At 38.6% G+C, this 26,585-nt stretch carries 26 protein-coding genes; 15 read left to right on the top strand and 11 right to left on the bottom strand.

Going from position 1 to position 26,585, the window contains the following annotated elements; all coding sequences use genetic code 11:
- Positions 1-91: 91 nt before the first annotated feature.
- From KHA93_RS20600 to KHA93_RS20590, 3 genes are read right to left on the bottom strand one after another with little or no spacing between them, the layout of a single operon-like run.
- Positions 92-853 carry an iron ABC transporter ATP-binding protein gene (locus tag KHA93_RS20600; RefSeq protein WP_213112432.1) on the bottom strand — a complete coding sequence of 254 codons (762 nt, stop codon included), beginning with the start codon at positions 851-853 and terminating at the stop codon, positions 92-94.
- Positions 850-1,800, bottom strand: coding sequence for an iron chelate uptake ABC transporter family permease subunit (locus KHA93_RS20595; RefSeq protein ID WP_213112431.1), 951 nt, complete (start codon positions 1,798-1,800; stop codon positions 850-852). Before KHA93_RS20595 ends, KHA93_RS20600 begins: the two co-directional genes overlap by 4 nt.
- Positions 1,793-2,743 (bottom strand): ABC transporter permease, encoded by a 951-nt coding sequence (locus tag KHA93_RS20590; RefSeq protein ID WP_213112430.1) that lies wholly within the window; start codon positions 2,741-2,743, stop codon positions 1,793-1,795. The genes KHA93_RS20595 and KHA93_RS20590 overlap by 8 nt, the downstream gene beginning before the upstream one ends.
- Before the next feature lie 254 nt (positions 2,744-2,997).
- Between KHA93_RS20590 and KHA93_RS20585 the strand changes: the two genes are divergently transcribed.
- Positions 2,998-4,455, top strand: coding sequence for a carbon starvation CstA family protein (locus KHA93_RS20585; RefSeq protein ID WP_213112429.1), 1,458 nt, complete (start codon positions 2,998-3,000; stop codon positions 4,453-4,455).
- 48 nt (positions 4,456-4,503) lie between these two features.
- On the opposite strand, the gene KHA93_RS20580 is transcribed toward KHA93_RS20585, so the two are convergent.
- Complete coding sequence (locus tag KHA93_RS20580) at positions 4,504-4,695, bottom strand: capping complex subunit for YIEGIA (RefSeq protein WP_213112428.1); 192 nt, start codon at positions 4,693-4,695, stop codon at positions 4,504-4,506.
- A gap of 15 nt (positions 4,696-4,710) precedes the next feature.
- The gene (locus KHA93_RS20575; RefSeq protein WP_213112427.1) at positions 4,711-5,586 is read right to left on the bottom strand and encodes a YIEGIA family protein; all 876 of its coding nucleotides are present in this window, start codon (positions 5,584-5,586) and stop codon (positions 4,711-4,713) included.
- A 117-nt stretch (positions 5,587-5,703) separates the two neighbouring features.
- Between KHA93_RS20575 and KHA93_RS20570 the strand changes: the two genes are divergently transcribed.
- Genes KHA93_RS20570 through KHA93_RS20560 form a run of 3 tightly spaced genes read left to right on the top strand, consistent with a single transcriptional unit; the run spans position 5,704 to position 8,889 of the window.
- The gene (locus KHA93_RS20570) at positions 5,704-6,714 is read left to right on the top strand and encodes an XdhC family protein (protein WP_213112426.1); all 1,011 of its coding nucleotides are present in this window, start codon (positions 5,704-5,706) and stop codon (positions 6,712-6,714) included.
- The gene (locus KHA93_RS20565) at positions 6,711-7,313 is read left to right on the top strand and encodes a nucleotidyltransferase family protein (RefSeq protein ID WP_213112425.1); all 603 of its coding nucleotides are present in this window, start codon (positions 6,711-6,713) and stop codon (positions 7,311-7,313) included. The genes KHA93_RS20570 and KHA93_RS20565 overlap by 4 nt, the downstream gene beginning before the upstream one ends.
- 52 nt (positions 7,314-7,365) lie before the next feature.
- Positions 7,366-8,889, top strand: a complete 1,524-nt coding sequence (locus KHA93_RS20560; RefSeq protein ID WP_213112424.1) for a glycine betaine uptake BCCT transporter — start codon at positions 7,366-7,368, stop codon at positions 8,887-8,889.
- A 223-nt stretch (positions 8,890-9,112) separates the two neighbouring features.
- Here KHA93_RS20560 and KHA93_RS20555 read toward each other — a convergent pair whose 3' ends face one another.
- Together KHA93_RS20555 and KHA93_RS20550 are read right to left on the bottom strand one after the other, a co-directional pair.
- Entirely contained in the window at positions 9,113-9,571 is a 459-nt protein-coding gene (locus KHA93_RS20555) for a flavin reductase family protein (RefSeq protein WP_213112423.1), read from the bottom strand.
- A 143-nt stretch (positions 9,572-9,714) separates the two neighbouring features.
- Positions 9,715-11,049, bottom strand: a complete 1,335-nt coding sequence (locus tag KHA93_RS20550) for a hemolysin family protein (protein WP_213112422.1) — start codon at positions 11,047-11,049, stop codon at positions 9,715-9,717.
- A 363-nt stretch (positions 11,050-11,412) separates the two neighbouring features.
- On the opposite strand from KHA93_RS20550, the gene KHA93_RS20545 reads away from it, so the two are divergent.
- On the top strand, positions 11,413-12,264 hold the full coding sequence (locus KHA93_RS20545; protein ID WP_213113058.1) for an undecaprenyl-diphosphate phosphatase: 852 nt from the start codon (positions 11,413-11,415) through the stop codon (positions 12,262-12,264).
- Between the two features lie 361 nt (positions 12,265-12,625).
- Here the strand turns inward: KHA93_RS20545 and KHA93_RS20540 are convergent, their stop codons facing one another.
- Positions 12,626-13,531, bottom strand: a complete 906-nt coding sequence (locus KHA93_RS20540; protein ID WP_213112421.1) for a dienelactone hydrolase family protein — start codon at positions 13,529-13,531, stop codon at positions 12,626-12,628.
- Positions 13,532-13,791: 260 nt separating this feature from the next.
- Here KHA93_RS20540 and pxpB point away from each other — a divergent pair, with 260 nt between their 5' ends.
- From pxpB to KHA93_RS20525, 3 genes are read left to right on the top strand one after another with little or no spacing between them, the layout of a single operon-like run.
- On the top strand, positions 13,792-14,496 hold the full coding sequence (pxpB, locus tag KHA93_RS20535; protein WP_213112420.1) for a 5-oxoprolinase subunit PxpB: 705 nt from the start codon (positions 13,792-13,794) through the stop codon (positions 14,494-14,496).
- Positions 14,486-15,445 (top strand): 5-oxoprolinase subunit C family protein, encoded by a 960-nt coding sequence (locus tag KHA93_RS20530; RefSeq protein WP_213112419.1) that lies wholly within the window; start codon positions 14,486-14,488, stop codon positions 15,443-15,445. Before pxpB ends, KHA93_RS20530 begins: the two co-directional genes overlap by 11 nt.
- Positions 15,438-16,205 (top strand): 5-oxoprolinase subunit PxpA, encoded by a 768-nt coding sequence (locus KHA93_RS20525; protein WP_213112418.1) that lies wholly within the window; start codon positions 15,438-15,440, stop codon positions 16,203-16,205. Before KHA93_RS20530 ends, KHA93_RS20525 begins: the two co-directional genes overlap by 8 nt.
- Here the strand turns inward: KHA93_RS20525 and KHA93_RS20520 are convergent.
- Together KHA93_RS20520 and KHA93_RS20515 are read right to left on the bottom strand one after the other, a co-directional pair.
- Positions 16,185-16,496, bottom strand: a complete 312-nt coding sequence (locus tag KHA93_RS20520) for an AzlD domain-containing protein (protein ID WP_213112417.1) — start codon at positions 16,494-16,496, stop codon at positions 16,185-16,187. The two genes, KHA93_RS20525 and KHA93_RS20520, sit on opposite strands and share 21 nt — an antisense overlap.
- Positions 16,489-17,181, bottom strand: a complete 693-nt coding sequence (locus tag KHA93_RS20515) for an AzlC family ABC transporter permease (RefSeq protein WP_213112416.1) — start codon at positions 17,179-17,181, stop codon at positions 16,489-16,491. Before KHA93_RS20515 ends, KHA93_RS20520 begins: the two co-directional genes overlap by 8 nt.
- A 147-nt stretch (positions 17,182-17,328) precedes the next feature.
- Between KHA93_RS20515 and KHA93_RS20510 the strand changes: the two genes are divergently transcribed.
- From KHA93_RS20510 to KHA93_RS20480, 7 genes are all read left to right on the top strand, one after another.
- Positions 17,329-17,898, top strand: a complete 570-nt coding sequence (locus KHA93_RS20510; protein WP_213112415.1) for a helix-turn-helix domain-containing protein — start codon at positions 17,329-17,331, stop codon at positions 17,896-17,898.
- A 69-nt stretch (positions 17,899-17,967) separates the two neighbouring features.
- The gene (locus KHA93_RS20505; protein ID WP_213112414.1) at positions 17,968-18,162 is read left to right on the top strand and encodes a hypothetical protein; all 195 of its coding nucleotides are present in this window, start codon (positions 17,968-17,970) and stop codon (positions 18,160-18,162) included.
- Positions 18,163-18,313: 151 nt separating this feature from the next.
- On the top strand, positions 18,314-18,961 hold the full coding sequence (locus KHA93_RS20500) for an efflux RND transporter periplasmic adaptor subunit (protein ID WP_213112413.1): 648 nt from the start codon (positions 18,314-18,316) through the stop codon (positions 18,959-18,961).
- Positions 18,962-18,970: 9 nt separating this feature from the next.
- On the top strand, positions 18,971-20,722 hold the full coding sequence (locus KHA93_RS20495; protein ID WP_213112412.1) for a DHA2 family efflux MFS transporter permease subunit: 1,752 nt from the start codon (positions 18,971-18,973) through the stop codon (positions 20,720-20,722).
- 116 nt (positions 20,723-20,838) lie between these two features.
- Complete coding sequence (locus tag KHA93_RS20490; RefSeq protein WP_213112411.1) at positions 20,839-22,245, top strand: glycoside hydrolase family 18 protein; 1,407 nt, start codon at positions 20,839-20,841, stop codon at positions 22,243-22,245.
- Between the two features lie 125 nt (positions 22,246-22,370).
- Positions 22,371-23,342 (top strand): ring-cleaving dioxygenase, encoded by a 972-nt coding sequence (locus KHA93_RS20485; RefSeq protein WP_213112410.1) that lies wholly within the window; start codon positions 22,371-22,373, stop codon positions 23,340-23,342.
- A gap of 14 nt (positions 23,343-23,356) precedes the next feature.
- A complete protein-coding gene (locus KHA93_RS20480) occupies positions 23,357-23,959 on the top strand; it encodes an alpha/beta hydrolase (RefSeq protein ID WP_213112409.1) in 603 nt (200 codons plus the stop codon).
- Positions 23,960-24,432: 473 nt separating this feature from the next.
- Here the strand turns inward: KHA93_RS20480 and ltaS are convergent, their stop codons facing one another.
- Positions 24,433-26,355 (bottom strand): lipoteichoic acid synthase, encoded by a 1,923-nt coding sequence (gene ltaS / locus KHA93_RS20475; protein WP_213112408.1) that lies wholly within the window; start codon positions 26,353-26,355, stop codon positions 24,433-24,435.
- Between the last annotated feature and the right edge of the window lie 230 nt (positions 26,356-26,585).

Here is a 26,585-nt window from a genome sequence, read left to right as displayed (position 1 = left end):
CTGGTTCCTTGTTACCACCAAGCCGTATTTTCGACGAACATGGACAAGTTGCAAATTTTTTATCCCCTGAAGTTGAACAGCACTCAACAGGTTAAGAATTAAAATACACGCAAATGCGGCAGTTATTCATTTGTTGGATTGGAATGTCCATATCATAAATCTCTTTCAAAGAGTCAGATTGGATGATTTCTTCGGTTGGTCCATCTTTTACGACGCGTCCATTTTTTAAAGCGACAATTCTATCGGAATAAACAGACGCAAAATTAATATCGTGGAGGACGATGACAACTGTTTTTCCCAGTTCATCCACTAACCTGCGCAAAATTTTCATTATCTGTACGGAATGCTTCATGTCCAAGTTATTTAAAGGCTCATCTAATAAAATATAATCCGTATCTTGAGCAACGACCATTGCGATAAAGGCACGTTGCCGCTGGCCACCGGATAATTCTTCGATATAAGCATCTTCAATATCGGTCAGGGCCATGTATTCAAGAGCTTCATCTACTTTTTCCTTATCTTCTGCAGTAAGTCTCCCTTTCGAGTATGGAAATCTTCCGAACGAAACAAGTTCCCGAATCGTCAATCGAACATTCATGTAGTTGGATTGTTTTAAGATCGAAACCTTTTTTGAAAAATCATTTGATTTCATCCCACGGACATCTGTCTTATCAACAAGCACTTCTCCCGTATCTGCATCAAGTAGACGGCTTACCATCGATAATAATGTTGATTTACCCGCTCCGTTTGGTCCAATAAAGGAGGTAATTTTCCCTCTTTGTATATCAACTGTCACATCTTCCACGACATGTTTTTTTCCGTACATTTTCGATAAACCACGTACTTGTATCATGCGGATCGACTCTCCTTCAATAATAAATAAATGAAATACACTCCGCCTATGAAATTAATAATGACACTTAGTGTTGTGGAGAATGTAAAAATCCTTTCCACAACCCATTGTCCACCAACGAGTGCAATTATACTCATCAGAGCTGCGCCACTAATTAAGATGTTATGTTTATATGTTTTAAAAAATTGATACGATAAATTTGCAACAATTAACCCGAAAAAGGTGATCGGTCCGACGAGAGCTGTCGAAACCGAAATAAGGACAGCCGCCACTACAAGCATTTGCTTCACAATTTTATCGTAAGCAACGCCAAGATTAATCGCCGTCTCCCTTCCTAAAGACAATACATCTAAGTAAGGGATGGATCTCCACCCTATCAAAATCACAATTCCGATTACGAGCAGAGATAACCAAACTAGATCCCCATTCACATTATTAAAACTAGCAAACATCTTGTCTTGTACAATTTGGAATTCATTCGGGTCAATCAACACTTGCAAAAACGTTGAAATACTTTGGAAAAAGGTCCCGACGATAATCCCGACTAAGAGTAAAAAATAGATCGGACGCTGCCCTTTCTTAAATAAAAGCTGATAAATGAGTAAAGCAAAAGCAACCATTGTCAGAACAGATAAAATAAAATTAACCTGCTTATTCACAACCGTAATATGGTTCGATCCTAAAAAGAAAATCGCCAACGTTTGAATCAGTAAATAAAGGGAATCCAGTCCCATAATACTCGGCGTTAATATCCGATTGTGAGTAATCGTTTGGAATACGACCGTTGCATAAGAGATTGCTACTCCTGTCAACACCATAGCGAGTACTTTTATCCCTCTTCTAGGCAAGGCGTAGTCAAAACTGCCGTTTAATTGATGAAATAAATAAATACCTACACAGCTCGCAGCGACTAGTGCTAAGCTTGCAATTTTCATAGAATTACGCATACGCCTTCCTCCGGAACAGTAAATATAGGAAAATACCACTTCCGATTACCCCCACCATTAAACTGATGGAAATCTCGTACGGATAAATAAGTACACGGCCCAAAATATCACATACGAGCAAGAAAGTTGCGCCTAAAAGCGCAGTATGCGGCAATGTCTTTTGCAAGTGGTCGCCTTTTGCAATCGAAACGATATTCGGAATAATCAAACCTAGAAACGGAATCATCCCGACAGTCAATACGACAGTAGCTGTAATCAGAGCAACAAGTATTAACCCGATATTAACTACTCGCTTATAAGCAAGACCTAAATTTTTGGAAAAATCCTCCCCCATCCCTGCTACCGTAAATCGATTTGCATATAAGTAGGCAATGATTAGAACAGGAATGCTTATATAAAGGAGCTCGTATCGCCCCTTCATAATCATCGAAAAATCCCCCTGTAGCCAAGCGGACATATTTTGAATGACGTCAGCTCGATAAGCAAAGAACGTTGTAATGGAAGATAATATATTTCCAAACATTAAACCAACGAGTGGAATAAAAATCGCATCTTTAAACTTAATTCGGTCCAATATTTGCATGAAGAGTAAATTTCCGCCAAGTGCAAAAGCAAACGCAACGACCATTTTTTCCAGCGTTGAGGCATTTGCAAATAATAGCATAGAAACGAGAATCCCCAGTCTTGTTGCATCAAGCGTTCCAGCTGTCGTAGGTGATACAAATTTATTGCGGCTGAGCTGCTGCATGATGAGTCCAGCTATACTCATACCGGATCCAGCAAGGATAATTGCCATTAATCTTGGCAAACGACTTATAAGAAAAATCTGCGTCTCCTCCGACTGAAAATGAAGCAAATCAAGAGGAGTAATATTACTGACACCAATAAATAACGAAAGCAAAGATGCCAGTATTAATGCAATTATTAAGTATTTTGTTTTCATAGAAGAAGACTCCGTATACTAAAAATTCTTTACCAACTAGGTAAAAAGGCACAAAAAAAAATAAGAACTTAATTGAAAATCATTATCAATACATCAAATTCATTATAACACTAGGGTTTCTTAAGTCAACTTACAACTGATAATCATTATCATTTAATAACAAGCTATGAAAAACTTCTAACTTATTACTCTACTCAAGATAGATTCCGCATGATAGAATGAAAGCGCATTCATCAAAATGAGGAGGGATATACATGATCACTTTTTTTGCAGCAATCGTATTGCTAGTGGTTAGTTATTTCACATATGGAAAGTATGTGGAAAAGGTTTTCGGGGTAAAAGAAAACCGTAAAACTCCTGCTTATACACTCGCAGATGGTTTGGATTATGTTCCTATGGGCAAACAGCGCAACTCGCTAATTCAATTATTGAATATCGCGGGAGTTGGACCTATTTTCGGCCCTATTATGGGAGCATTATATGGACCTGTTGCCTTTTTATGGATTGTGTTTGGCGCTATCTTTGCAGGTGCTGTACATGATTATTTAACGGGCATGATCTCGTTAAGGAATCGTGGAGCCCACTTGCCGGAACTAGCAGGTATGTTTCTTGGAAAAGCCTTCAAGCATGTTGTTAATGCCTTTTCCATTCTCCTGCTTATTCTTGTTGGAACCGTGTTTGTCACTGCACCCGCTGAACTTCTCGGAGACTTAACAAAAGGATGGATGTCTGTCGGCGTTTGGATCGCCATTATTTTCGTATATTATCTATTAGCTACATTACTCCCTATCGATAAAATCATAGGAAAACTCTATCCAATTTTCGGATTAATTCTATTAATTAGTGCTGTTGGAATTGGTGGTGCACTCATTTTTCAGGGACACCCTATTCCTGAGTTATCCTTAACAAATATGCATCCTGACAACCTACCAATTTTCCCTATTCTTTTCATTACGATTGCTTGTGGAGCATTATCTGGGTTCCACGCAACACAATCTCCAATCATTTCACGGACTACTCAAAGAGAATCACAAGGACGTTATATTTTCTATGGAATGATGATTGCTGAAGCCATTATTGCCATGATCTGGGCAGCAGCTGCCATGTCCATTTTCAATGGAGCTTCATTAAGCCAGTTACTTGCTGAAGTAGGACCTGCAGGAATTGTTAAAGAAGTTTCCGTCACAACACTTGGTGCTGTATTTGGAACGATTGCAGTTCTTGGAGTTATTGTTCTCCCGATCACATCCGGAGACACCGCCTTCAGAAGTGCGCGTATGGTGATAGCAGATTATATTGAGCTAGCCCAAAAGAAATTTGGAAATCGTTTATTTATTGCGATTCCAATGTTTGCAATCTCTGTCATTCTTACTCAAATCGATTTCAACATCCTATGGAGATATTTTGCTTGGGCAAACCAAACAACAGCAATGATTGCATTATGGGTAGCCGCTATGTATCTAGCACTGCAAAAGAAAAACTACTGGATCGCTGCTATTCCGGCCATTTTTATTACAATGACGACATTCACGTTTATTTTAAACGCACAAATTGGATTTAAATTATCAATGTATATGTCCTACATTGTAGCGAGTATTATTACAATTATTATTATTGCTGGGTTCTTTATGGGACTAAGGGTAAAACTTAATGCCGCTGAAAAAGGATTGAAACCGATTATTCTTGATGACGGGTTGGGCAAAGCATCCTAATTAATTTATAAAACCGGGCACACTTCGTGTCCGGTTTTTCGTCAATCTTTACCTTGCCACAATAACAATTGTATTTTCGTCTATTTCACTCGCGGCGGCATCAAGTATTCTCTCAAGACTCATGCTTACCTTTTGCAAAGCTTCTTCATTTTCCACAATAAAAAAGGGCGCTCCCCCTCCACTAATGCCTGCTTCTTTCGTCGTAACAACTGCAACGATCGAAACTGTTTCATCGAGCATTTTTACCACTCCTCATCATTTCTTTCCTTTATCTCCTTCGCTTGGGAGTCGGATCGCACTATCTAAAACAGGAACTTTTTCCAAAACTGTTTTTACTTGGTTGAAATCCTTTTCTTGCGGCATTATGAATAGAGCAAGCCTGCCATCATCCATATCTCTCTTAGATAGCGGGATAAAACTCGGTTCACCTGAATCAATATAGGCACCGAGCACATTCGCTACTTGGTGAAGCATCGCCTGTCGTTGACCAAGATGCGATAACGTTACGACGCTATTTTCGTTTTTTGGAATGATAATGGCACCAACTGCCCGCTCCATAATAATATCTCTGTTCACTTTTAGTCCGACATTTTTAATATGGATATCGCCAACAAATAAATTAGGTCCCTCAAAACGAATCTCACCTTCGATAACGTTAGCAATGGATTTTAGTATGTTTCCAGACATATTTTGCTTAACGACAAAAAGCATGGCGATACCGCCAAGTATTCCAAGCCATAAGTTAATAACAGTCAACATCGTTGTAACGAGAGCTGTAAACATGACTAAATAATTTCTGCTTTCAAAAGCCTGAGCCATCCCTTCAATAAAGGGTGTTCCTCGCTTCACCAACTCGCTTAAGTCAACTTGTTCAAGTGTATCCCGCTCCATTCTTCGAACTTCACGGAATTGAGTTGCGGCTAGTCCAAGAAAAGTGACGGCCGTCCAGTTAGAGTCAAGCACGGAAGGAACAGCAACCGCACCTAAAAATGCTGCAATAAAACCGAATGATAAGTGAATCATTCTTCCTTGAGGATATGTAGGATACTGCCGAAAATCTGTACGTAATAGGACAAATCGGGAAACCGTACCGAACGCAACCCCAATTACAACGGATAATAAATAATTCATTGCCCGACTCCTTAAATAAACTAATGATAGTAAGTATGGTAACCGAATATCTTAAATAATATGTTATGAGGATGAGGGGCATTTGAAGATAATGAGTAATATGTAGGGGGAATGTATATGGATTACCTTCATGAGATACTTGATATATTATTTATTGAACATAACCAACCGACTGTACTAGCCCAAATTGTCAATGTTGACGGTTCGTCTTATCGAAAAGAAGGAGCCTGGATGTTACTAGAAGAAGATGGTTCTAAAATTGGGGTAATTAGTGGCGGCTGCCTTGAAAATGATTTGAAGTATCGGGCGAGTGAACTTTTTTCTACTGGAAGGGTCGAAATAGTACGGTATGATTTAAGCTCGGAGGATGATCTAGGTTGGGGCGTCGGGGCGGGATGCAATGGAGTCGTATCGGTATTATTGAGGGATATCGACGATGGATTTCGACACTCCCTTATCTCGCTAAAAGAACAATTAAATAAAATGGAGCCAGTCCTATATATTCAATCATTAATACACTTTGAGCAATACGCATTTTCAACTAAAACAAATTATTTTTTTGGCCATTTTCCTTTTGAAATCCCCAAAGTATTTATTGAAAAACTACATACAACACCTCTACTTTCCCATTACGCAGAGCTAAAAAGTTTTAAGAACGAACCTTTTTTTCTGCAAATAATATGGCCGAAACCGAATCTTTACATTATTGGCGCTGGAGAGGATGTTCGACCATTTGCACATTTAGCATCTAATACAGGATATTCAGTTCATATATTGGATTGGCGGGAAGCGTATTGTACGAGAAATTATTATCCTTTTGCTCAATCACTCCGGATCGGAGAACCTGACTATTTATTAAAAGGTATTCCTCTAAGTAACCTAGACTCAGTAGTCATTATGACGCATGATTTTCAACGTGATCGTAAAGTGTTGGAGCATTTAAAAGAATTACAGCTTTTTTATATTGGTATATTAGGCTCAAAAAAACGAACGGAACGACTAATGGGAGGAAAAATTCCCGATTGGCTCCATTCTCCTGTTGGTTTAAAAATTGGTGCTGAAGGCCCGAAAGAAATCTCGATTAGCATCATGGCCGAGTTGATTCAATCACGTAGGAGAAAGCTATGAAAATGGCAGGCGCGTACCTTGCTGCAGGGAAAAGTTCACGTATGGGTAAAAATAAACTGGAACTCCCATTCAGGAATACGACTGTCGGGGATGTAGCGCTAGGAACAGCTTTGCAATCTTCATTAGAAAAAATTTACATTATCGTAAAAGAGGAACCCCATTGGATATCATCTGAAAACAGAATACATCCCAAATGCTCGGTCATCCATTGTCCTTCCGCTCATATGGGACAATCTGAATCTCTCAAATGTGCCATCCGAACGACCCAAACCGATGGGGTAGACGGTATTTTAGTTATGCTCGCTGACCAACCATTCATCCCTTTACATATGATTGAAGAGATCATTGAATGGAAGAAAAAAACCCCATCTCTTCAATTTGTGGCAGCATCCTTTAAAAATATCATTACTCCCCCTGTTTTACTATCTGCCACTACGTTTCCTGATTTATTAAACCTTTCGGGGGATATCGGCGCAAAGGCACTATTACGGGGGGACCAATTAAATAAAGGAAAGATACTGCCTTATCATCAATTTAAGTATTTTCAAGATATTGATACAAAAGAAGACTATGACAACTTATTAAGTGGAATTAAGTAGGCGGATACTAGAAATACTAAAACCTATAATGCATCTTTGGAAGGAGAACGGCATGAATAAGGTTTCCAGTGTTTTCTGGGTTTCTGCTTTTATACTTTTAATTGCTGTCTGTTTTGGGGTGATTGCGCCAAGTCGTTTTGAAAAAGCTACAGCTAATGTAGAAGCTTTAATTACCTCCGGCTTTGGTTGGTATTACTTAATACTCGTCAGTGTCATTGTCTTGTTTTGTTTATTTCTTATTTTTAGCCCAATAGGTGCAATTAGATTAGGGAAAACAGGCGAAATGCCAGAATATTCACGGCCAACATGGTTTGCGATGCTTTTTAGTGCCGGGATGGGAATTGGACTCGTCTTTTGGGGAGCAGCGGAACCACTTTCCCATTTTGCTTCCTCACCACCGCTTGCCTCTCCTGGAACAGATGCGGCATTAAAAGATTCGATGAGATTTACTTTTTTTCACTGGGGAATTCATGCTTGGGCCATTTATGCTCTAGTCGCACTTAGCCTCGCTTATTTTAACTTTCGAAAAGATGAGCCAGGACTTATAAGTGCAGCACTTAGTCCCCTTTTAGGAAAACATTCAAAAGGTAAAATTGCGACACTCATCGATATTATTGCTGTCACGGCAACCGTCATCGGGGTTGCGACTACATTAGGATTTGGCGCGACCCAAATAAACGGCGGACTCGCCTATCTTTTTGGCATTCCTAACAAATTTTATATCCAAGTCATCATCATTATTATTGTGACAGTCTTATTTATTATGTCGGCTTGGTCTGGGCTAAGCAAAGGAATCAAATATTTAAGCAACACGAATATGCTTTTGGCATTAATTTTATTAATACTTGTTTTCATCATAGGACCGGGGTTATTTATTTTAAATTTATTTACTGACACGATAGGTGCATATTTTCAAAATCTTATTTCAATGAGTTTTAGAATAGCACCTTTAAGGCCTGAACGACGTGAATGGATCAATAATTGGACGATTTTTTACTGGGCTTGGTGGATATCGTGGTCTCCGTTTGTCGGAATTTTCATTGCTCGTGTATCGCGTGGCAGGACGATTCGTGAACTCTTAATTGGCGTATTACTACTGCCTACAATCGTTAGCTTTATATGGTTTGCAGTGTTTGGGACAACGGCTATTAGTGTCCAGCAAATGGGGAATATCGATTTAACACAATTTGCTACAGAAGAAGTATTGTTCGCCGTTTTCAATGAGATGCCTTTTACAACTTTTCTTTCCATTGTCGCAATCATTTTAATTGGCATCTTTTTTATTACTTCGGCTGATTCGGCTACCTTTGTCCTTGGGATGCAAACAACGTACGGTTCATTAACCCCTCCTAACAGAGTGAAAGTAACGTGGGGAATCATCCTTTCTGCAATGGCAGCGATTCTTCTTTATAGCGGGGGACTTCAGGCTTTACAAAATGCACTCATCATAGCGGCATTTCCTTTTTCATTTATTATGATCTTCATGATGCTCTCTTTGTATAAGTCGTTAGCTCGGGAGAAAAAAGAATTAGGTTTAGGATATCGACAAAAGGAAAAGAAAGTACCTACAAAGTAAGAAAAGCGCAAGCGACTTACTCATCGACTAACAGTCGACGTCGCCACAGGACGCGGCATTTTAATAGACGTTCCTTCTTCGACCTTTGATTTCCTCCAAAAGAAAAGGACAATAAGTTTGCTAGTAGACGGCTCCATCGGTAGACAGCAAAAGCTTAAGCAATAATATAGTCTTTACTTTTAAAGAAAATCCCGACAGTCTATTAGAGACTGTCGGGTTATATTTATTTAATATTTCTATAGGCTCCACCGTAAAACAGTAATGGGTCTCCGTCCTGTACTCTCAAGTCCGTGACTTCTGCAATAAAGAGCGTGTGGTCACCTGCAACGACTGAATTTTGAACAGTGCAGGTCATGTTGACTAATGCATCTTTAATGACATCCATGCCGTTAAAAACATCAAAGTCGATCTTTCTTTCTTCATTTATTTGACCTGCAAAATAAGCAGACAAGTCTTCCTGATTATCATTTAATATACTCACGGCAAAATGGCCGGATTCCTTTAACAACTCATTCATTTGTGCTTGTTCTCCAATTGAAACGAGAATAAGCTTCGGATTCAAGGAAACGGACACAAAGGCATTTGCAGTCATACCATGAATGGTTTCATTTACTTTCGTCGTAATCACGGTTACTCCAGTTGCAAATCTACCCATAGCCGTTCTAAAAAGGCGGTCATCCATCAAAACTACTCCTTTTTACAGTAAAATCTATATTTTTACCACTATTATCATTTTACCAAAGAATTCACCCATTTGCTCGTTATATAGAAAATGGAAACGCACTATATATGGAGAAGTTCCACAATAGTGCGTCTTTGATTATGTTATGCTTCTATTTCTAGTGGAAGGATTTTTTCTATTACTTCTTCTTTTTTAGCTTCAACAAACTGAATTTGGTGTCCGTCAATTTCCTTTACAGTGAATGTAAATCCGTCGGCTTGTATACTTTCCCCTTCAGATATATCAAAGTTTTGAGATAAAATCCAGCCACCAAGAGTGTCAACTTCTTCGTCTGATAATTCCGTACCAAGCAAATCATTTATTTCATGGACAAGGACCTTCCCACTGAAAGAATAATGACCCTCATCAATTTTAGTAATCTCTGCCCTTTCATCTGTATCGAATTCATCGCGGATCTCACCGACAATTTCTTCTATGATATCTTCAACAGTGACAAGACCACTAGTTCCACCATATTCATCTAATAAAACTGCCATATGCGTATGTTCCCGTTGCATTTTTAGCAATAAATCATGAATAGGAATCGTATCAATCACCAGAATAACAGGCTTTAAAAATCGAATGATTTTCATATCCGAATCTGGTCCCGTATTTTTAATTTGCGCCATCAAAATATCTTTTATATTAATGATTCCAACGATGTTATCCTTATCTCCTTCATATACGGGATAGCGAGTGAGCTTTTCCTTTTTAATCACTTGCATCCAATCTTGAATATTATCCTCGGTTGAAAGAGAAATCATTTCTGTACGTGGTACCATAATTTCTTTTGCGATTCGGTTGTCAAACTTAAAAATATTGTTCACATAAGTCAATTCGGTCTGATTAATTTCTCCACTTTTATAGCTATCAGACAAGATGATGCGAAGCTCTTCTTCCGTATGGGATTCTTCATGTTCCATAACTGGCTTAAGACCAAAAAGTCTTACCATTAAACGAGCAGAGCCATTTAATAACCAAATAAATGGAAACATAAGTTTATAAAACCAAGTAATCGGCTTCGCGAAAAGCAAGGCAACCATTTCAGCTTTTTGAATCGCGACCGTTTTAGGTGCGAGTTCACCTACCACAACGTGTAAAAAGGTAATGATAGAAAAAGAGATTGCGACTGAAATGATGTGTGAAGCAGAAACACCGATTTGCCATTTATCTAAGATAGGTTTTAATATACTCATTATCGCTGGTTCACCTAACCAACCTATCCCTAGTGCTGTTATCGTTATTCCTAGCTGACAAGCAGATAAATACTCATCCATATGTGTCGTCACATGCTTCGCTGCTATTGCCCCTGGCTTTCCTTCCTCGACTAGCTGATCAATACGAGAACTTCTAATCTTTACGATGGCAAATTCCGTTGCTACAAAAAAAGCGGTTAAAACAATCAATACTCCAATTAAAATTAAACTGACTATGTCCAAATGGTTCACCTTTCAACGAAAGGTGTACACCTCCTGTGTTTTTAAATTGTCGATCCAACATAATATTGGATAGACTAATATAAAATAAATTATACTATGGAACTCTTCAAGTGTATATTTTTAATTATCTATCTTTTAAGAAAAACTCACCTTGCTTGCTCATCGACGACAACTTTATTCACAGTCCTTATTCAGCGTTTTACTTATGTAAAAGAAGACAAGCAGTTTGTTAATCGATGGCGGCTTTCACTAGAAATTAACAAAAATTAATACTTTCTTTACTCCTTAAAAACAAGTATCGCCTTTTCTTTTATTCTAAAAAAATGTAAACTTATGAAATGTAGCGAAAGTGAGGATTGAATGATGACAGTTTGGGATATTATCGTAGCGCTAATACTTGGTTTAGTAGAAGGTTTGACAGAATTTGCTCCTGTTTCTTCAACAGGGCATATGATCATAGTCGATGATATGCTGTTAAAATCAGCAGAAATACTTGGTTCTCCTGAGGTTGCCAACACTTTTAAGGTCGTAATTCAACTCGGTTCCATCATGGCGGTTGTCATTGTATTTTGGTCTCGCCTTTGGAGTTTGGTAGGGATTAACGTTGGCGGTGCAGCGAAAAAGTCGCCATCTGAATCACGTTTAAAACTGACTCATGTGATTGTTGGCCTACTGCCTGCGGTTGTATTTGGATTTGCTTTTGAAGATTTCATCGACAAGTACTTATTTAGAATTGAAACGGTATTGCTTGCACTTATAGCAGGTTCCTTTTTAATGATACTAGCTGACTGGAAGTCGAAGCAATCAAATCATTATGAAGGTGCATCTTTAGATGAAATTACATACAAACAAGCCTTTTTAATTGGCCTGTTCCAATGTATTGCATTATGGCCCGGCTTCTCCCGTTCAGGTGCAACCATTTCCGGTGGAGTACTAATGGGACTCAAACACCGTGCAGCGGCAGACTTTACATTTATTATGGCTGTGCCGATTATGTTTGGAGCAAGTGCAGTTTCGCTAGTTAAAAAACTAGACTTCATGACAGCTGATGTCATTCCATTCTTTATTGTTGGTTTTGTCAGTGCATTTGTCTTTGCATGGATTTCAATTCGATTCTTCTTAGCCTTAATCAGCCGAATTAAATTACTACCTTTTGCGATTTATCGAATTGTACTAGCTGTTGTTTTGGGAATTGTTTATTTTAGCGTGATGTGATAAGAAAACCGGGCCAAGGGTGGCACGGTTTTTCTTTTTGAGACGCTTCATTTGGACAGCAAATGGGTTTTTTACTTGATTATGGGTACTTTTGAACGTTCCAATCGGACAGTGACTATGGTTTTTGCACGATCATAAGCACTTTAACGCTTGGGCCTTTTATCGAGACAAACAGACTTATTTTTCACGTCCGAAATCACGATGAACAGTTCATTTTGACTTTCTGGCTCATTTTTTTCTTCCAAAGGCAAGGGAATCTTTCGTCGTGACCCTCCTGCTCATTTTTTTTACGTCCAAGGGCACGATGAACAATTCATTCGGACAATAACTACAATTTTAAATGGACGAGGGGTGAATATATTTACAACCACTTTCTCAAAAACTCCTTCACCTCATACCTCATATCCGCTGTTTCGAAGTGTCCAATATTATAACGAAGTAGCCTCCAAGCTTCAGGATTACCATATTCCTCATAAACGATTTTCAAATTCTCATCGATAATATCAAGTCCTCTTTCCGGAGTTAATCGGTCATAGGTTCCAGCAAGACTTAAATGAGGACGCGGTGCTATCAATGCATTGATCTCTGATGTTGTAAAATGATTGAGCAAATTCGGGACATAATAATAGATTCCATGGCCTTCAAGCCCGCGGCTTTCTATTAATGACTGGAAATCACATAAACCACAAAGATCTATACATACTTTTATTCTGGGATCAAGTGCTGCAAGCCACCAGGACATTGTACTTCCCATCGAAATCCCCATAGTACCAATTCTATTTTTATCAACATCAGGACGAGATACACAGTAGTCTACCGCACGCAAACTATCAAAAACCATTTTTCCCCACATTACTTGACCTTTCCAAAGCATTTCCTTAAATATTTCGCCTTCCGTCCTCCCTCTTCTTTGCCCGAATCCCCATGCATCGATGCTAAGGACAGCATATCCCATCTTTGTTAACTCTTCCGCATATGGGGGATTTTGCAAGTAAACATTCCCTTTAATGAGTTCGTCCTTCCCTAGTTCATAAAAACCACCGTGTGAATGATTGAATATGATGGTAGGAAACGGGCCTTCCCCTGTTTTTGGTCTCACGAAATAAGCTGGAACTGGCTCCTCTCCGTTTAAATCAAGAAGCCATTCTTCTAATATGTAATGTGGCAACGGATCTTCCTTTAGTTTTTTTGACGAAATTGGTTTAGATCGCGAAGGGAGATTGCCAAGCAAATTGTATAGTTCCTCCCGACGTGTTTCTATTGTCATCCGAATCATCTCCTTGTGATAGACTTTACATGAATGGTACCATCGAAATGAAAGACTTTCTTTAAGAGTTGTACATTAAATTAGGAAGTTGTGCATTTTTGATGGTCGTGTGATTAAACTTTCAAAGTCGTGCAATTTATTTTAAATCTCTGCAATTAACTTAAACATTCCGCAATTAGTACATAAAATTCGGCAATCCAATCCCGAAGTCCTGCTATTATTCTGGAAATCATGCAATGATCTAAGGTGGGTGTTCAATAATGAAACATATTTCTTATTCTCCACTTGGTGATAGCGCCATTGTCATTGAATTTGGAGAAAAAATTAATTTGGAAACAAATCATACAATCTTGGAAATGAAAAAAACAATAATGAAACAACCATTTCCGGGTTTTATAGAAGCCGTTCCTGCCTATACGACATTGACGATATTTTATGAACCAGCTTCTGTAGGTACTGACTTTCCCTATGAAACTGTAAAAAAGGAACTTGAACAGAGAGTTTACAATCTGTCTACATATAAAAAGCAAAAAGCAAAAATCGTCGATATACCCGTTTGTTATGAGGATGGTTATGCTATGGATTTAAATTACGTCGCCTCTCATAATGGATTGACTAAAAATGATGTGATCAACATTCACAGCAAGACGTTATACCATGTATATTTTTTAGGCTTTGCTCCAGGTTTTCCTTTTCTAGGTGGCATGAACGAAAAAATAGCAACTCCACGTCGAACTTCACCAAGATTGAAAGTTCCAAAAGGGGCAGTTGGAATCGCAGGAAAACAAACTGGCGTCTATCCTTTTGAAAGCCCTGGAGGCTGGCAAATAATCGGTAGAACTCCAGTAGAACTTTTCAATCCGAACACCACATCACCATCCTTACTTTTACCAGGAGACGAAGTCCGCTTTGTCCCTATCTGCAAACAAGAATTTGATGCGCTGGAGGACAATAATGGCTCTTAAAATCATAAAAAACGGGGCTTTTACGACTATTCAGGATCTTGGTCGAAATGGATGGCAAGCTTACGGCGTTCCTGTTGGAGGAGCAATGGATCGGGTGGCAGCGCGTCTTGTAAACATCCTCCTCGGCAACTACGAAAATGAAGCTGTTTTAGAAATGACTCTCGTCGGACCCACAATCCGATTTGATGAGAATACAATCATTGCGTTTTTTGGTGCAAACATGTCGCCAAAACTAAACGGAAAAGCAATTGAACCTAGAAAGCCTATACACGTGAGTAAAGGTGATATCGTTACATTTGGAAGAGCTCAAACTGGAGTTAGAACATATTTAGGGGTTAAAGACGGATTTTCTCTCCTAGACATACTTGGAAGTAAAAGCACGAACGCTAGAGCTAAAATGGGACGACCTTTACAAACGGGAGATGTTATTCCTATCAATCAGTCATACTCCTTCAAACGGTTTTCATGGGGCTTATCATTTAAGTTCGGAACCTATATACACGATAAACAGCCCCCTATTCGATTCGTAAAAGGCAGGCAATATGATTTATTTACAACCGAAGCAAAGCAAGCATTTTTGGAATCCAATTTTATCGTTAGCCCAAATTCTGATCGTATGGGTTATCGTTTAGCAGGTCCCAAGCTAAGTACAAAAGAAAACTTTGAGCTTATTACAGAAGGAACAACCTATGGCTCGATTCAAGTACCGCCAAACGGGGAGCCGATTATTTTAATGGCAGACCGACAGCCGACAGGAGGTTATCCGAAAATTGGTGAAATAATAAGCAGCGATCTACCAAGATTAAGTCAAATCCGTCCAGGAGAACATATTCACTTTAAAGAAATTTCATTAAAAGAAGCACAACAACTTTTATTGGCACAACAAAAAGACCTAGCGATAATAAAAGCCGCTTGTCTAATAAAATGGAGGAATTTTCAACATGTATAAAGTAGATTTGAATTGCGATATGGGCGAAAGTTTTGGCAATTACACTTTAGGATATGACGAAGAAATCATGCGCTATATTTCATCAGCAAATATTGCTTGCGGTTTTCATGCAGGGGATCCTGCAACAATGAATAAGACGGTTAAACTAGCGCTAGAGTACCGAGTGAGTATCGGAGCCCATCCAGGGTTTCCCGATCTTCAAGGATTTGGCAGAAGGAATATGTCAATATCTCCGCAAGAAACATATGAAATCGTGCTGTATCAAGTAGGAGCTTTAAACGCTTTTATAAAAGCACAAGGCGGTTATTTACATCATGTTAAACCACATGGAGCCTTATACAATATGGCAGCTGTTAATGAAAAACTAGCCACAGCAATAGCTGAAGCAGTTTATCATTTTGATCCTCAACTACTATTATATGGATTAGCCGACAGTGAGCTAATCAAAGCTGGGCAAAAAATAGGACTTGCGACCGCAAACGAGGTGTTCGCCGATCGTACCTACCAACCTGATGGCATTCTTACCCCAAGATCTCAGTTGAACGCCCTTATTGCAAATACTGATGACGCCATTTCGCAAGTCGTCAAAATGGTAAAGGAACAAAAGGTTACTTCCGTAGCTGGAAATGACATTAGTATCAAGGCAGATACCATTTGTATTCATGGAGATGGAGCAAACGCTTTGACATTTGCTCAAAAAATCCATGAGGTTTTTGCTAATAAGAGCATTTTTATAAATTCAGAACAAATAGCGCGCTAATAATCCAAACAAAACCCCAATCACGACCGAAGGAAGGAACACTTTTGTTAGTTTAATAGAAACAGCAGCGGCAAGGCATGCTATTAGAACGGGAAGTGAAATGACCAGTTGCTCATTTGTTGTTATAAAAATTTGCTTCACAATAAGAGCAGACATAATTGCAATCGGAACGTAACTAAAATATAAACGCAAAGTTGGATTCATTTCACGTCCGGCCATCACACTCACGCCAATAATCCTTGATAAAAAGGTAGAAACAGCTAATAAACCAATTAGAATCCAATTAAGCATTCTTGTTCCTCCTTCCTAAATAGAGGCCGACTAGCGGGGATGCAATTCCCGCTATAATAATGGTAAATTCATTTCCTGGAAAAAAATATTCGAGTCCACAGACAATCGTTGCTGCCATGAGCGCTGTAGCAATAATTGGTCTTCCTTTTAGGGAAGGAATAATCAGCGCTGCAAAAGTAACCGGAAACGCTAAGTCTAACCCCCATTTTATCGGATTAAATTGCCCGCCGATAAACGCTCCAATATATGAAGATAGAATCCATGCGATATAGAATGTCGCTATAACGGTCCCGAAATAAACAGGATTGGGGCCATATTTCTTAAATCGTGTACTCGCCAAAACAAATGATTCATCTGATACACCAAATGATAATACCCATCTCCATTTCCTTTTAACCGAAGAAAGACCTTCCGCAAGAGCGGCTCCGTATAGCAAATTTCGCAGATTTAATAATAAAGTAGTCAAAAAAATGCTCGGTACTGTTGCTCCACCTACCAACATGGCAACAGTTACTAATTGGACGGACCCCGAAAATACAAGCAAGGACATCGCTACAGTACTCGTCAAAGTTAAATGGGCTTGGTTTGCGAGAACCCCGTATGATAAGCCATACGCTCCAATGGCAATGGCTAAAGGTAGCGCTTCTGTTATACCCGTTTTTACCACACTAATTGAATCTTTCACCTTTCTGAACCCCTTCTCTTTAAACCTAAGAAACGGCATAATAAAGTTTACTAATATTATATTATAATAAATAAAAGTCTGTTTTAGTATACTTTATTTATAAAAACAGTATATTATAATATACAAAATGTAATTTGGAGGAAAATCATGAATATCGAGCATTTTGGGGAAGATGGAGATATAGGTAAACGAATTGGAGCTAATTTACGGCAGTATCGGATGAGTAAAGGAATGAGTATAGAAGCTTTTGCAAAACAAATTGGCGTAAGTAAGTTAACCTTAATCAAAATTGAACAAGGGGAAGCTAACCCGACTTTATCGGTCATCTGGAAGATTGCAGATGGGTTAAAAATATCGATATCTGCATTGTTATCGATGGAATCCAATGTCTCCATTGTACGCAAAAAGGACGGTTTACAATTGAAAAGTTCAGACGAAGTATTTGTCGCTGAACCGCTGTTTCGATCCAATGGATTTGAACTTTATAGAGGATACCTAAAACCGAATAGTGAGTATATCTCAGAAGCACACCAACCAGGTGTTATAGAATTTGTTACAGTGATGTCGGGTCAGCTAATGATAGATGTAGACGGTGACATGCATCACTTGAATGAGCATGATTCTATTCGTTTTAAAGGGGATCTTCTGCATACATATTCCAACCCCACTTCTGACTTAACAGTTTTACATTTTGTCATTTCTTATCATAACTTTTAACAAAATAGATACTAGAGGTTATCCTCCCGTATTTGAAAAAATGATGAAGCTATAGCAAATGTAGTAAAAATGGGCAAAATAGCAAATGCTTCCTTCTACTCATGGGTTGACACGACCATATATGAAAACATAATTTACATTCATGATGATGGAGAAAATGACCTAGTTTTTGCACAGAAATCAGGTGGAATAGATCAGAAATGGCTTATAAAAAGTCATACCTCGCTTCATGATCGTCGTTCCATTACTATTCGGTTATCTTGAGGAAAACCGGGACAAGTTGTGAATAGTGAATCCTAAACTTAATGAAATTTCAATACTGCCAAAAAAGGATATTGATTAGCTATTAAGTATACATGAACAAATATTCAATATACTAAAACAATAGGCTGCCAGTTCAGGGAGGATACACATCATGAACGCAAAACGAATGATTCTTTTAAACGTTATTTTACTTATCATCCTAGTTGGAGGAGGATTTGCTGGGTACTATTACTATAATCAGAAAGCTACCTATATAACGACGAACAATGCTCAAATTGCCGGGCAGCAAGTGAATATTGCTTCCCCAGTGAGTGGCCAATTAATTAGTTGGAAAGTAAAAACAGGTGATTCCTTTAGTAAGGACGATCATCTTGGAAAGGTAGTGATGAATGGAGACCAAGGTCCAATTGAAGTGGATATTAAAGCTCCAACAGACGGTACAATCGTTCAAACGAATGCAGTGAAAAACACTATCATTGGTGCAGGAACACCTCTTGCTATTAGTTATGATTTAAATCAACTTTGGGTAACAGCCAACATCGAAGAAACAAATCTAAGAGATTTAAAAGTAGGCCAGGATGTTGATATTTATGTTGATGCTTATCCGAATACGACTTTATACGGTACGGTTGAGGAAATAGGACTGGCAACAGCCAGTACATTTTCACTTTTGCCATCTAGCAACGCATCAGGAAATTATACGAAACAAACACAAGTCATTCCTGTAAAAATAAACATTGAAGGTTTTGCGGAAAAATTAATTCCTGGTATGAATGTAACTGTGCGAATTCATAAGTAGGTGATAAACATGTCCATATACATCGCAGGTTATATTCTTCTTTCCATTCTTCTGCTAACTGTAGTTAATTTCATGTTGTGGAAAACGGATAAGAAGGCTACAAGCACTCAAAAAAGCATTCCGGCATTAGAGATTGATGAAACAGATGACCAAGATGCATTGACAACGTCTATTGTCGTAAGTGACCTTGATGAAAAAGACACTGTTCCACAAGGAAAAGATACTATAAATCCAGCCAGATTTGAAAATCAACGCGGAAAAATAGTTTCAGCAATGATGCTCGGAGCCTTCGTTGCTATTTTGAACCAAACATTGCTAAATGTAGCAATCCCTCATATCATGAACGACTTAAGTATTTCCGCAAGTACTGTACAATGGCTTTCAACGGGGTACATGCTTACGAATGGAATATTTATACCAATTACCGCTTTTTTAATAGCGAGACTCGGAACAAGAAAGTTATTTCTTTCAGCTGTATCAGCTTTTACAGTTGGTTCGGTTATTTGCTCTATATCGACCTCCTTTTCCATTCTCATGCTAGGGAGAGTTGTTCAGGCTGCAGGTGCAGGAATCATCATGCCGTTATTGATGACCGTCTTCTTAACCATTTTTCCTAAGGAAAAGCGTGGCGCTGCGATGGGATTATTCGGAGTTGCCATACTATTTGCACCTGCTATCGGCCCAACTTTATCAGGCTGGTTGATTGGTCATTATTCTTGGAGAATTCTATTTGATATCGTAATCCCATTCGGGGTTATCGCTTTAATATTGGCGTTTTTCTGGATGGCTGATGTTACTGAAATTACTAAACCTAAATTTGACACATATGGTTTTATTTTCTCCACTATAGGCTTAGGATTTTTACTTTACGGCTTTAGTGAAGCTGGGAATAATGGTTGGGGCAGCACCATTGTACTAGTAACCCTCATAATAGGTGTTATCGGTTTAATTGCCTTTATTTGGCGAGAATTGACGGCGGATGAACCGATGCTGGAGCTACGAGTTTTCAAATATGATATTTTCGCATTGACGACCGTTATTGGGGCGATCATCAATATGGCTATGTTTGCTGCAATGCTCCTACTGCCAATATATTTACAAAATATTCGTGGTTTTTCCGCGTTGGATTCTGGTTTATTAATGCTCCCCGGTGCAATTGTCATGGCTATCATGATGCCGATATCAGGTTGGCTCTTTGATAAAATAGGTGCCAGATGGCTAGCTGTTTTCGGACTTATAGTAACGGTTATTACAACATGGCAATTCACGACATTATCGATTACCACATCTTATGGTTTCATTATGCTTTTATATGTGATGCGGATGTTCGGTATGTCCTTTTTATCTATGACAGTAACAACTGAAGGAATGAATCAGCTTCCGACCAAACTAGCAGGGCATGGTACGTCCGCTTCCAATACAGCAAGAACGGTTGCAGGTAGCATTGGAACTGCATTCCTTGTAACAGTGATGACGACGAGAAGTGCATACCATACTGCAAACTATTCGAATGTAATCACAAGTACAAATCCATACTTAGCCAATAAAATTGCTGAACTAGGACACGGGCTTTCAGCTATTGCTGGAATCCCGGTTAATCAAGGGCAAAGCCTTGCAACATCCTTGATATACGGTGAAGCAGTAAAACATGCAACCATTAGTGGGATTAATGATGCTTTTGTTGTTGCCACAGGAATTGCTGGGGTTGCGTTGCTGCTGGCGTTCTTTATTAAACGGGCAAAACCTTCTATAACTGAATAAACGAATTTCAATCCCCCTAAGGGGGTTTTTTACGATTGAATGGATTCTTTCTTTTCTAGTCTTCCACTGATTTCTCGAGCATACATTAGTCATATGACCAGATTAGGGGTGGTTCGATGATTATTGATGTAGTTCGAAGGGGAGATACTTTATGGAGTATTGCCAACCATTATGGAATTACTGTTCAAAACATTGCAGCAGCAAACCAATTACCAAATCCTAATAAGTTGTTAGTAGGTCAGTCCCTTGTCATTCCTATTGAAGCAACGCAGCATGTTGTCAGGAGTGGAGAAACACTTTGGAAAATTGCGCAAAAATATGGGGTCCCGATTCAATCCATCATTCAAATGAATCAATTAACACATCCGTCGATGCTTAATATTGGCACAGAGCTCATCATACCTCCAAGAACGTATGTTGTCCAAGCAGGAGATACTTTAGCTACGATTGCGCAGCGGTTTGGGACGACTGTCCGCGAAATCATGCGGGCAAATCATTTAACCCAGATGACTATTTTTATAGGAACTCGCTTAATAATTCCTTTTCCAAAACCGACTATTGATGTGAATGCCTACATTATCAATATGGGAGAAACTGGTGGTAGAGAAGTTCTTGAAGTTGGGGAACATTTAACGTATATGACCCCATTTGGGTATATTATGCAGGCAGATGGAAGTCTATCATCTATTCGAGACGAACAAGCCATCCAAGCAGCAGGGGAAAATAATGTTGCGCCCATTATGTGTATTACCAATTTCACTTTTCAAGACCCTGGCACAACTCTTGCCCACACCATCCTATCCAACGTACAGCTCCAAGAAAGGCTTTTAACCAATGCTATCAATATTATGAAAGCGAAAGGTTATCGTGGATTAAATATTGATTTTGAAAATGTTCGCCAAACGGATCGCGAGCTGTATAATCAATTTTTACAACGGGCCGTCAATCGCCTCCATCCATTAGGCTATTTTGTTTCAACAGCATTGGCCCCAAAAACAAGCAGTGAACAAAAGGGATTGTTATATGAAGCACACGATTATGATGCTCATGGAAGAATTGTTGATTTTGTCGTTCTCATGACATATGAATGGGGATACAGATTTGGTCCACCCCAGGCAATTTCTCCTCTCAACCAAATCAGACGCGTCATTGATTATGCTGTTACCGTTATACCAAAAAATAAAATTTTTATGGGCTTTCAGCTATATGCTCGAGATTGGCTGCTACCACATGTTAAAGGCCAAGAAGCGGAGACTTTTGATATGCAAGAAGCCATCCGACGAGCGAACAAATATAATGCAGCGATTCAATACGATCGGATTACGCAAACACCATACTATCGTTACACAGATGAACAAGGCAGACAGCATGAAGTATGGTTTGAAGATGCCCGCAGCGCTCAAGCGAAATTTGATTTAGCAAAAGATCATGGATTGCGCGGAATCAGTTACTGGGTGCTAGGATATCCATTCCCGCAAAATTGGCTCCTGCTCGAGAATAATTTTATCGTTAGAAAAGTATAAGAGCCGAGACATTTTTGTTTCGGCATTTCATGTTTGTTAACTTACAAAATGTAAGTAACTTATAATTGACTAGTTAAGGTGATTATTGTACAATAAGCTTAACCACTGATAAGGAGGGTTTATACATGCAACTTAAAGGAATTCATCACGTTTCTGCTATGACAGCAGATGCTAAGTTAAACGTAGATTTTTATACAAATGTGTTAGGAATGAGACTTGTTAAAAAGACCGTAAACCAAGATGACACGTCTGTATATCATCTTTTCTACGGTGATGAAAGAGGAAATCCCGGAACGGAATTGACCTTTTTTGAAATTCCAAATGCTGCACGTAATCATGAAGGTGTAAGCAGTATATCTGCACTCTCCCTTAGAGTAAAAAAAGATGAAACACTACATTTTTGGAAAAAGCGTTTTGATGAACTCGGCGTTGAGCACGAAGAAATAAAAGAGCGTGCTGGTCGTGCAACATTAGCGTTTCAAGATCCCGAAGGTCAACGTCTTATTCTTGTTTCGGACGAGCAAAATATTGGAGTCGCTGCTGGAGTCCCTTGGGAAAAAAGCGTCGTTCCACGGGAGCATGGTGTAACAGGATTAGGGCCGGTAAAATTAACAGTTCGAAACGCAGAACCAACAGCCATCGTTTTAACTGAATTGCTTGGATTTCGTAAGGCTGGACAATATCCATCCCCTATTGAAGGACAACCTGATATTATCGTCTTTGAAACAGGAGAAGGTGGCAGCGGTGCTGAAGTACACCTAGAAGAAAGAAACGATCTTCCACCAGAAAGATTAGGTCGAGGTGGTGTTCACCACGTAGCCTTCCGTGTAGAAGATGAAGATGAATTACGTGAATGGATCAAGAAAATTCGCGCTGCAAGATTTCCGAATTCTGGTTTTGTCGACCGTTTTTACTTCCGTTCACTGTACTTCAGGGAGCCTAACGGCATTTTATTTGAGCTTGCAACGGACGGACCGGGTTTTGATACGGACGAGCATATTGATCATTTAGGTGAATCACTTGCGCTTCCACCATTTTTAGAACCACAACGAGAACAAATCGAAGCACGATTAAAACCATTGGATACTAATATTTGAGTGGAGGTTTGAACATGAAGCATATTTTTGAACAGGGGCAGGATCCTAATGCCCCTACCCTCCTTCTCCTCCATGGAACAGGCGGGACAGAACACGATTTAATCAATATTGGAAAAATGATTTCTCCTCATTCTTCTCTCCTCGGGGTTAGAGGCAATGTGATGGAAAATGGAATGCCTCGTTTCTTCCGTCGATTAGCAGAAGGTGTGTTTGATGAAGAAGATTTAGTTTCACGCACAGAGGAATTGAATTTATTTATTGATGAAAGTGCAAAGGAATACCAATTTGATCGAAATAATGTAGTCGCCATTGGATACTCTAACGGTGCCAATATCGCTGGAAGCTTACTTTTTCATTATAAGGATAGCTTGAAGGCAGCCATCCTTTTCCATCCAATGGTACCACGACGTGGGATTGAACTTCCGGACTTAAGTGGATCAAAAGTTTTTATTGGTGCAGGTAAAAATGATCCATTATGTACTCCTCAAGAATCAAATGATTTGATGGAAATATTGCAAAACGCAGGTGCTGATGTACAAATTCATTGGGAAAATTATGGTCACCAGTTAACAAGAGGCGAAGTAGAAAAAGCGGCGGAGTGGTTTTTGAAAATCTAATGTTGCTCTTTTAGTTTTAAGCAAAAACTAGATTCTTCCCTTTAAAAACTTATTTGGAGTCCGTCCCAAATAAGTTTTTTTGGACTAATTTCCTTGTCTTGGACAAAGTCTCCACTCTTACGCTGATTTACCCAATATAAGCACTATATTGGTCAAACTTATTCGCCCTTAATCTAATTCTGTCCATTATAAGTTCTACGATGGACAAAATCACTCGCCCTTCCTTCATTCTGTCCAATATAAACACTATGACGGACAAAATCTCTCAAGCTCCCCTCATTCTGTCCAACATAAGCTCTATGATGGACAAAGTCACTGGCCTTTCTCTTTTTTTGTCCAATTCAAAAATTTATGTATGTCTCATCCACTCAATATTAAGTACCCTATTGAAAAAGTTATTCAAACTAAAAAAGCCCCTCATCATTCCACTAAAAAGCAGAATAATAAGAGGGCTGGGTCTTACGCTTTACTAATTACTTTGCATTATTATATTGATAGTCATCAGGATTGATTGGTACAAATCCATCTGGCTTATAGAATCGCAATAAGTCTTTCGTAACTATGCGATCGGATAGTTCCAATTTTTCTTTGGTGATCTGATCAAGTGATTCACAAGGTTGAACATCCAATTCTTCACCTGTATCCGTTGCATAACAATTACCATTTACCTGCGTCACTTCAGGTGAGACAAAATCTCCATTTCGGAAAGGTACTAATTCCTTATATTCAGAAGAGAATATGTCATTACCTATTTGCAAATAATCGTTTGTATTAACACCAAGCAAATGAAGAACCGTTGGCATGACATCTACTTCACCACTATATTTATGAATCGTTTTTCCTTGCATTCCAGGTACGTGGATAAAAAGTGGCACACGCTGTAGCTGTGTATTTTTAAATGGCGTAATCTCTTCTCCCGTTACTTGAGCCATCGCATCATTGTGGTTTTCGGAAATTCCGTAATGATCCCCGTACATCACAATAACGGTTTTGTCATATAGACCATCAGCCTTTAAATCATTGAAAAATTGTTCCAAAGCCTGGTCCATATAATGAGCGGATTGGAAATATTGATTTACTACTTTATCGCCGAAATCTCCAGCTGGAAAATCTGTGTCCCCTTCATCCATTGCAAATGGAAAGTGATTTGATAGCAAAATAAATTTTGAATAAAACGGTTCTGGGAGTGATTCCAATAAAGGCATGGATTCTTTCAAAAACGGTTTATCTTTCATCCCATAGTTTTTAACATTTTCCGTCGCCATATCATAGTACGTCGCGTCGAAAAAGTGGTCGAATCCAAATGCTCTATACATTTCATTTCTATTCCAGAATGTTTTATAATTTCCGTGAAAAGCCGCGGATGTATATCCTCTAGATTTTAATATCGCAGGTGCTGATTGGTACGTATTCTGCGCTTTATTAATAAATACAGATCCTTGTGATAACGGGAATAATGAGTTTTCCATCATAAACTCTGCATCAGATGTCTTTCCTTGTCCTGTTTGGTGAAAAAAGTTATCGAAATAAAAAGCATCACCATTTCGTACAAGTGAATTCATAAATGGGGTTACTTCTTGACCATTTAATTTATAGTCAATGATAAAAGACTGTAATGATTCGAGTGATATATAAACCACATTCATCCCTTTAGCCTTGCCAAAATAGACAGGATTTGGCTTCGCAAAATTCGCTTTTATGTTATTTTCGATTTCTGTTAAATCATCGCTGCTTGCAAAAGTTCTTTGCATTGAAGATCTTGTACTTTGGATTCCATCATAAATCGAAAAGTTATTGATTCCTAGGTATTTCACAAGATAGTTACGGTCAAACGATCTTGTAAGCAACTCAGGCCGATCCGCTTCCGCCAACGACAAGTTAACCATAAAAATGGCAACAGCAAGCGTTAGAGGTACCAAAGCGATCTTTTTATTTGAACGTTCCTTCAATGAAAATCTTTTTGAAACTAACAATAATAAAAGAATAATCGTATCCGTGAAATAAAACACATCAAACGGTGACATTAACGACAATGCACTATCTGTTTGGCCCCCATTTACTTTTAGCTGTGAAATAACCGGCAACGTAATAAAGTCGTTAAAAAACCGGTAATACACAACATTCGCATAAAGCCAAAAAGACATTACAAACTCAATTCCAACTAATATTGCTCCCCAACGTTTTTTCTTGCTCAAAAACGATAGCCCGAGAAAAAATAAAGTAGAGCTGATCGGATTAATGAAAAGCAAAAATTGTTGCAATCCATTATCAATTCCTAAATTAAATTCTATTCGATACGTTATATACGTCTTAATCCAAAAAAGGATAACAGCTATTAGAAAGAATTGGACGTTCTTGTCATTAAGACTTACGCCAAACTTTTTAAGTCTTTCCAACTCAAACAACCCCTTAATCTTTTAAAATTAAAATGAACGTAAATATTATACTGCTTTTTCAAAAAAAATCCAGTGGAAATAGTTGGAACCCATAAAAATAAGCAGATGATCTAACGCACCACTTCTGCATTGATATTGACTATTATTTATACATACATGCCATGTCTTGATCTTTCGTGCACCCTTCCACATCAATGACAAAAGAATGTAAAATATGTAAAACTTTAGCC

It is taken from the genome of Lederbergia citrisecunda, assembly GCF_018343695.1.
Lineage (GTDB): Bacteria > Bacillota > Bacilli > Bacillales > Bacillaceae_C > Lederbergia > Lederbergia citrisecunda.
This window is presented reverse-complemented; position numbering and strand designations above follow the sequence as displayed.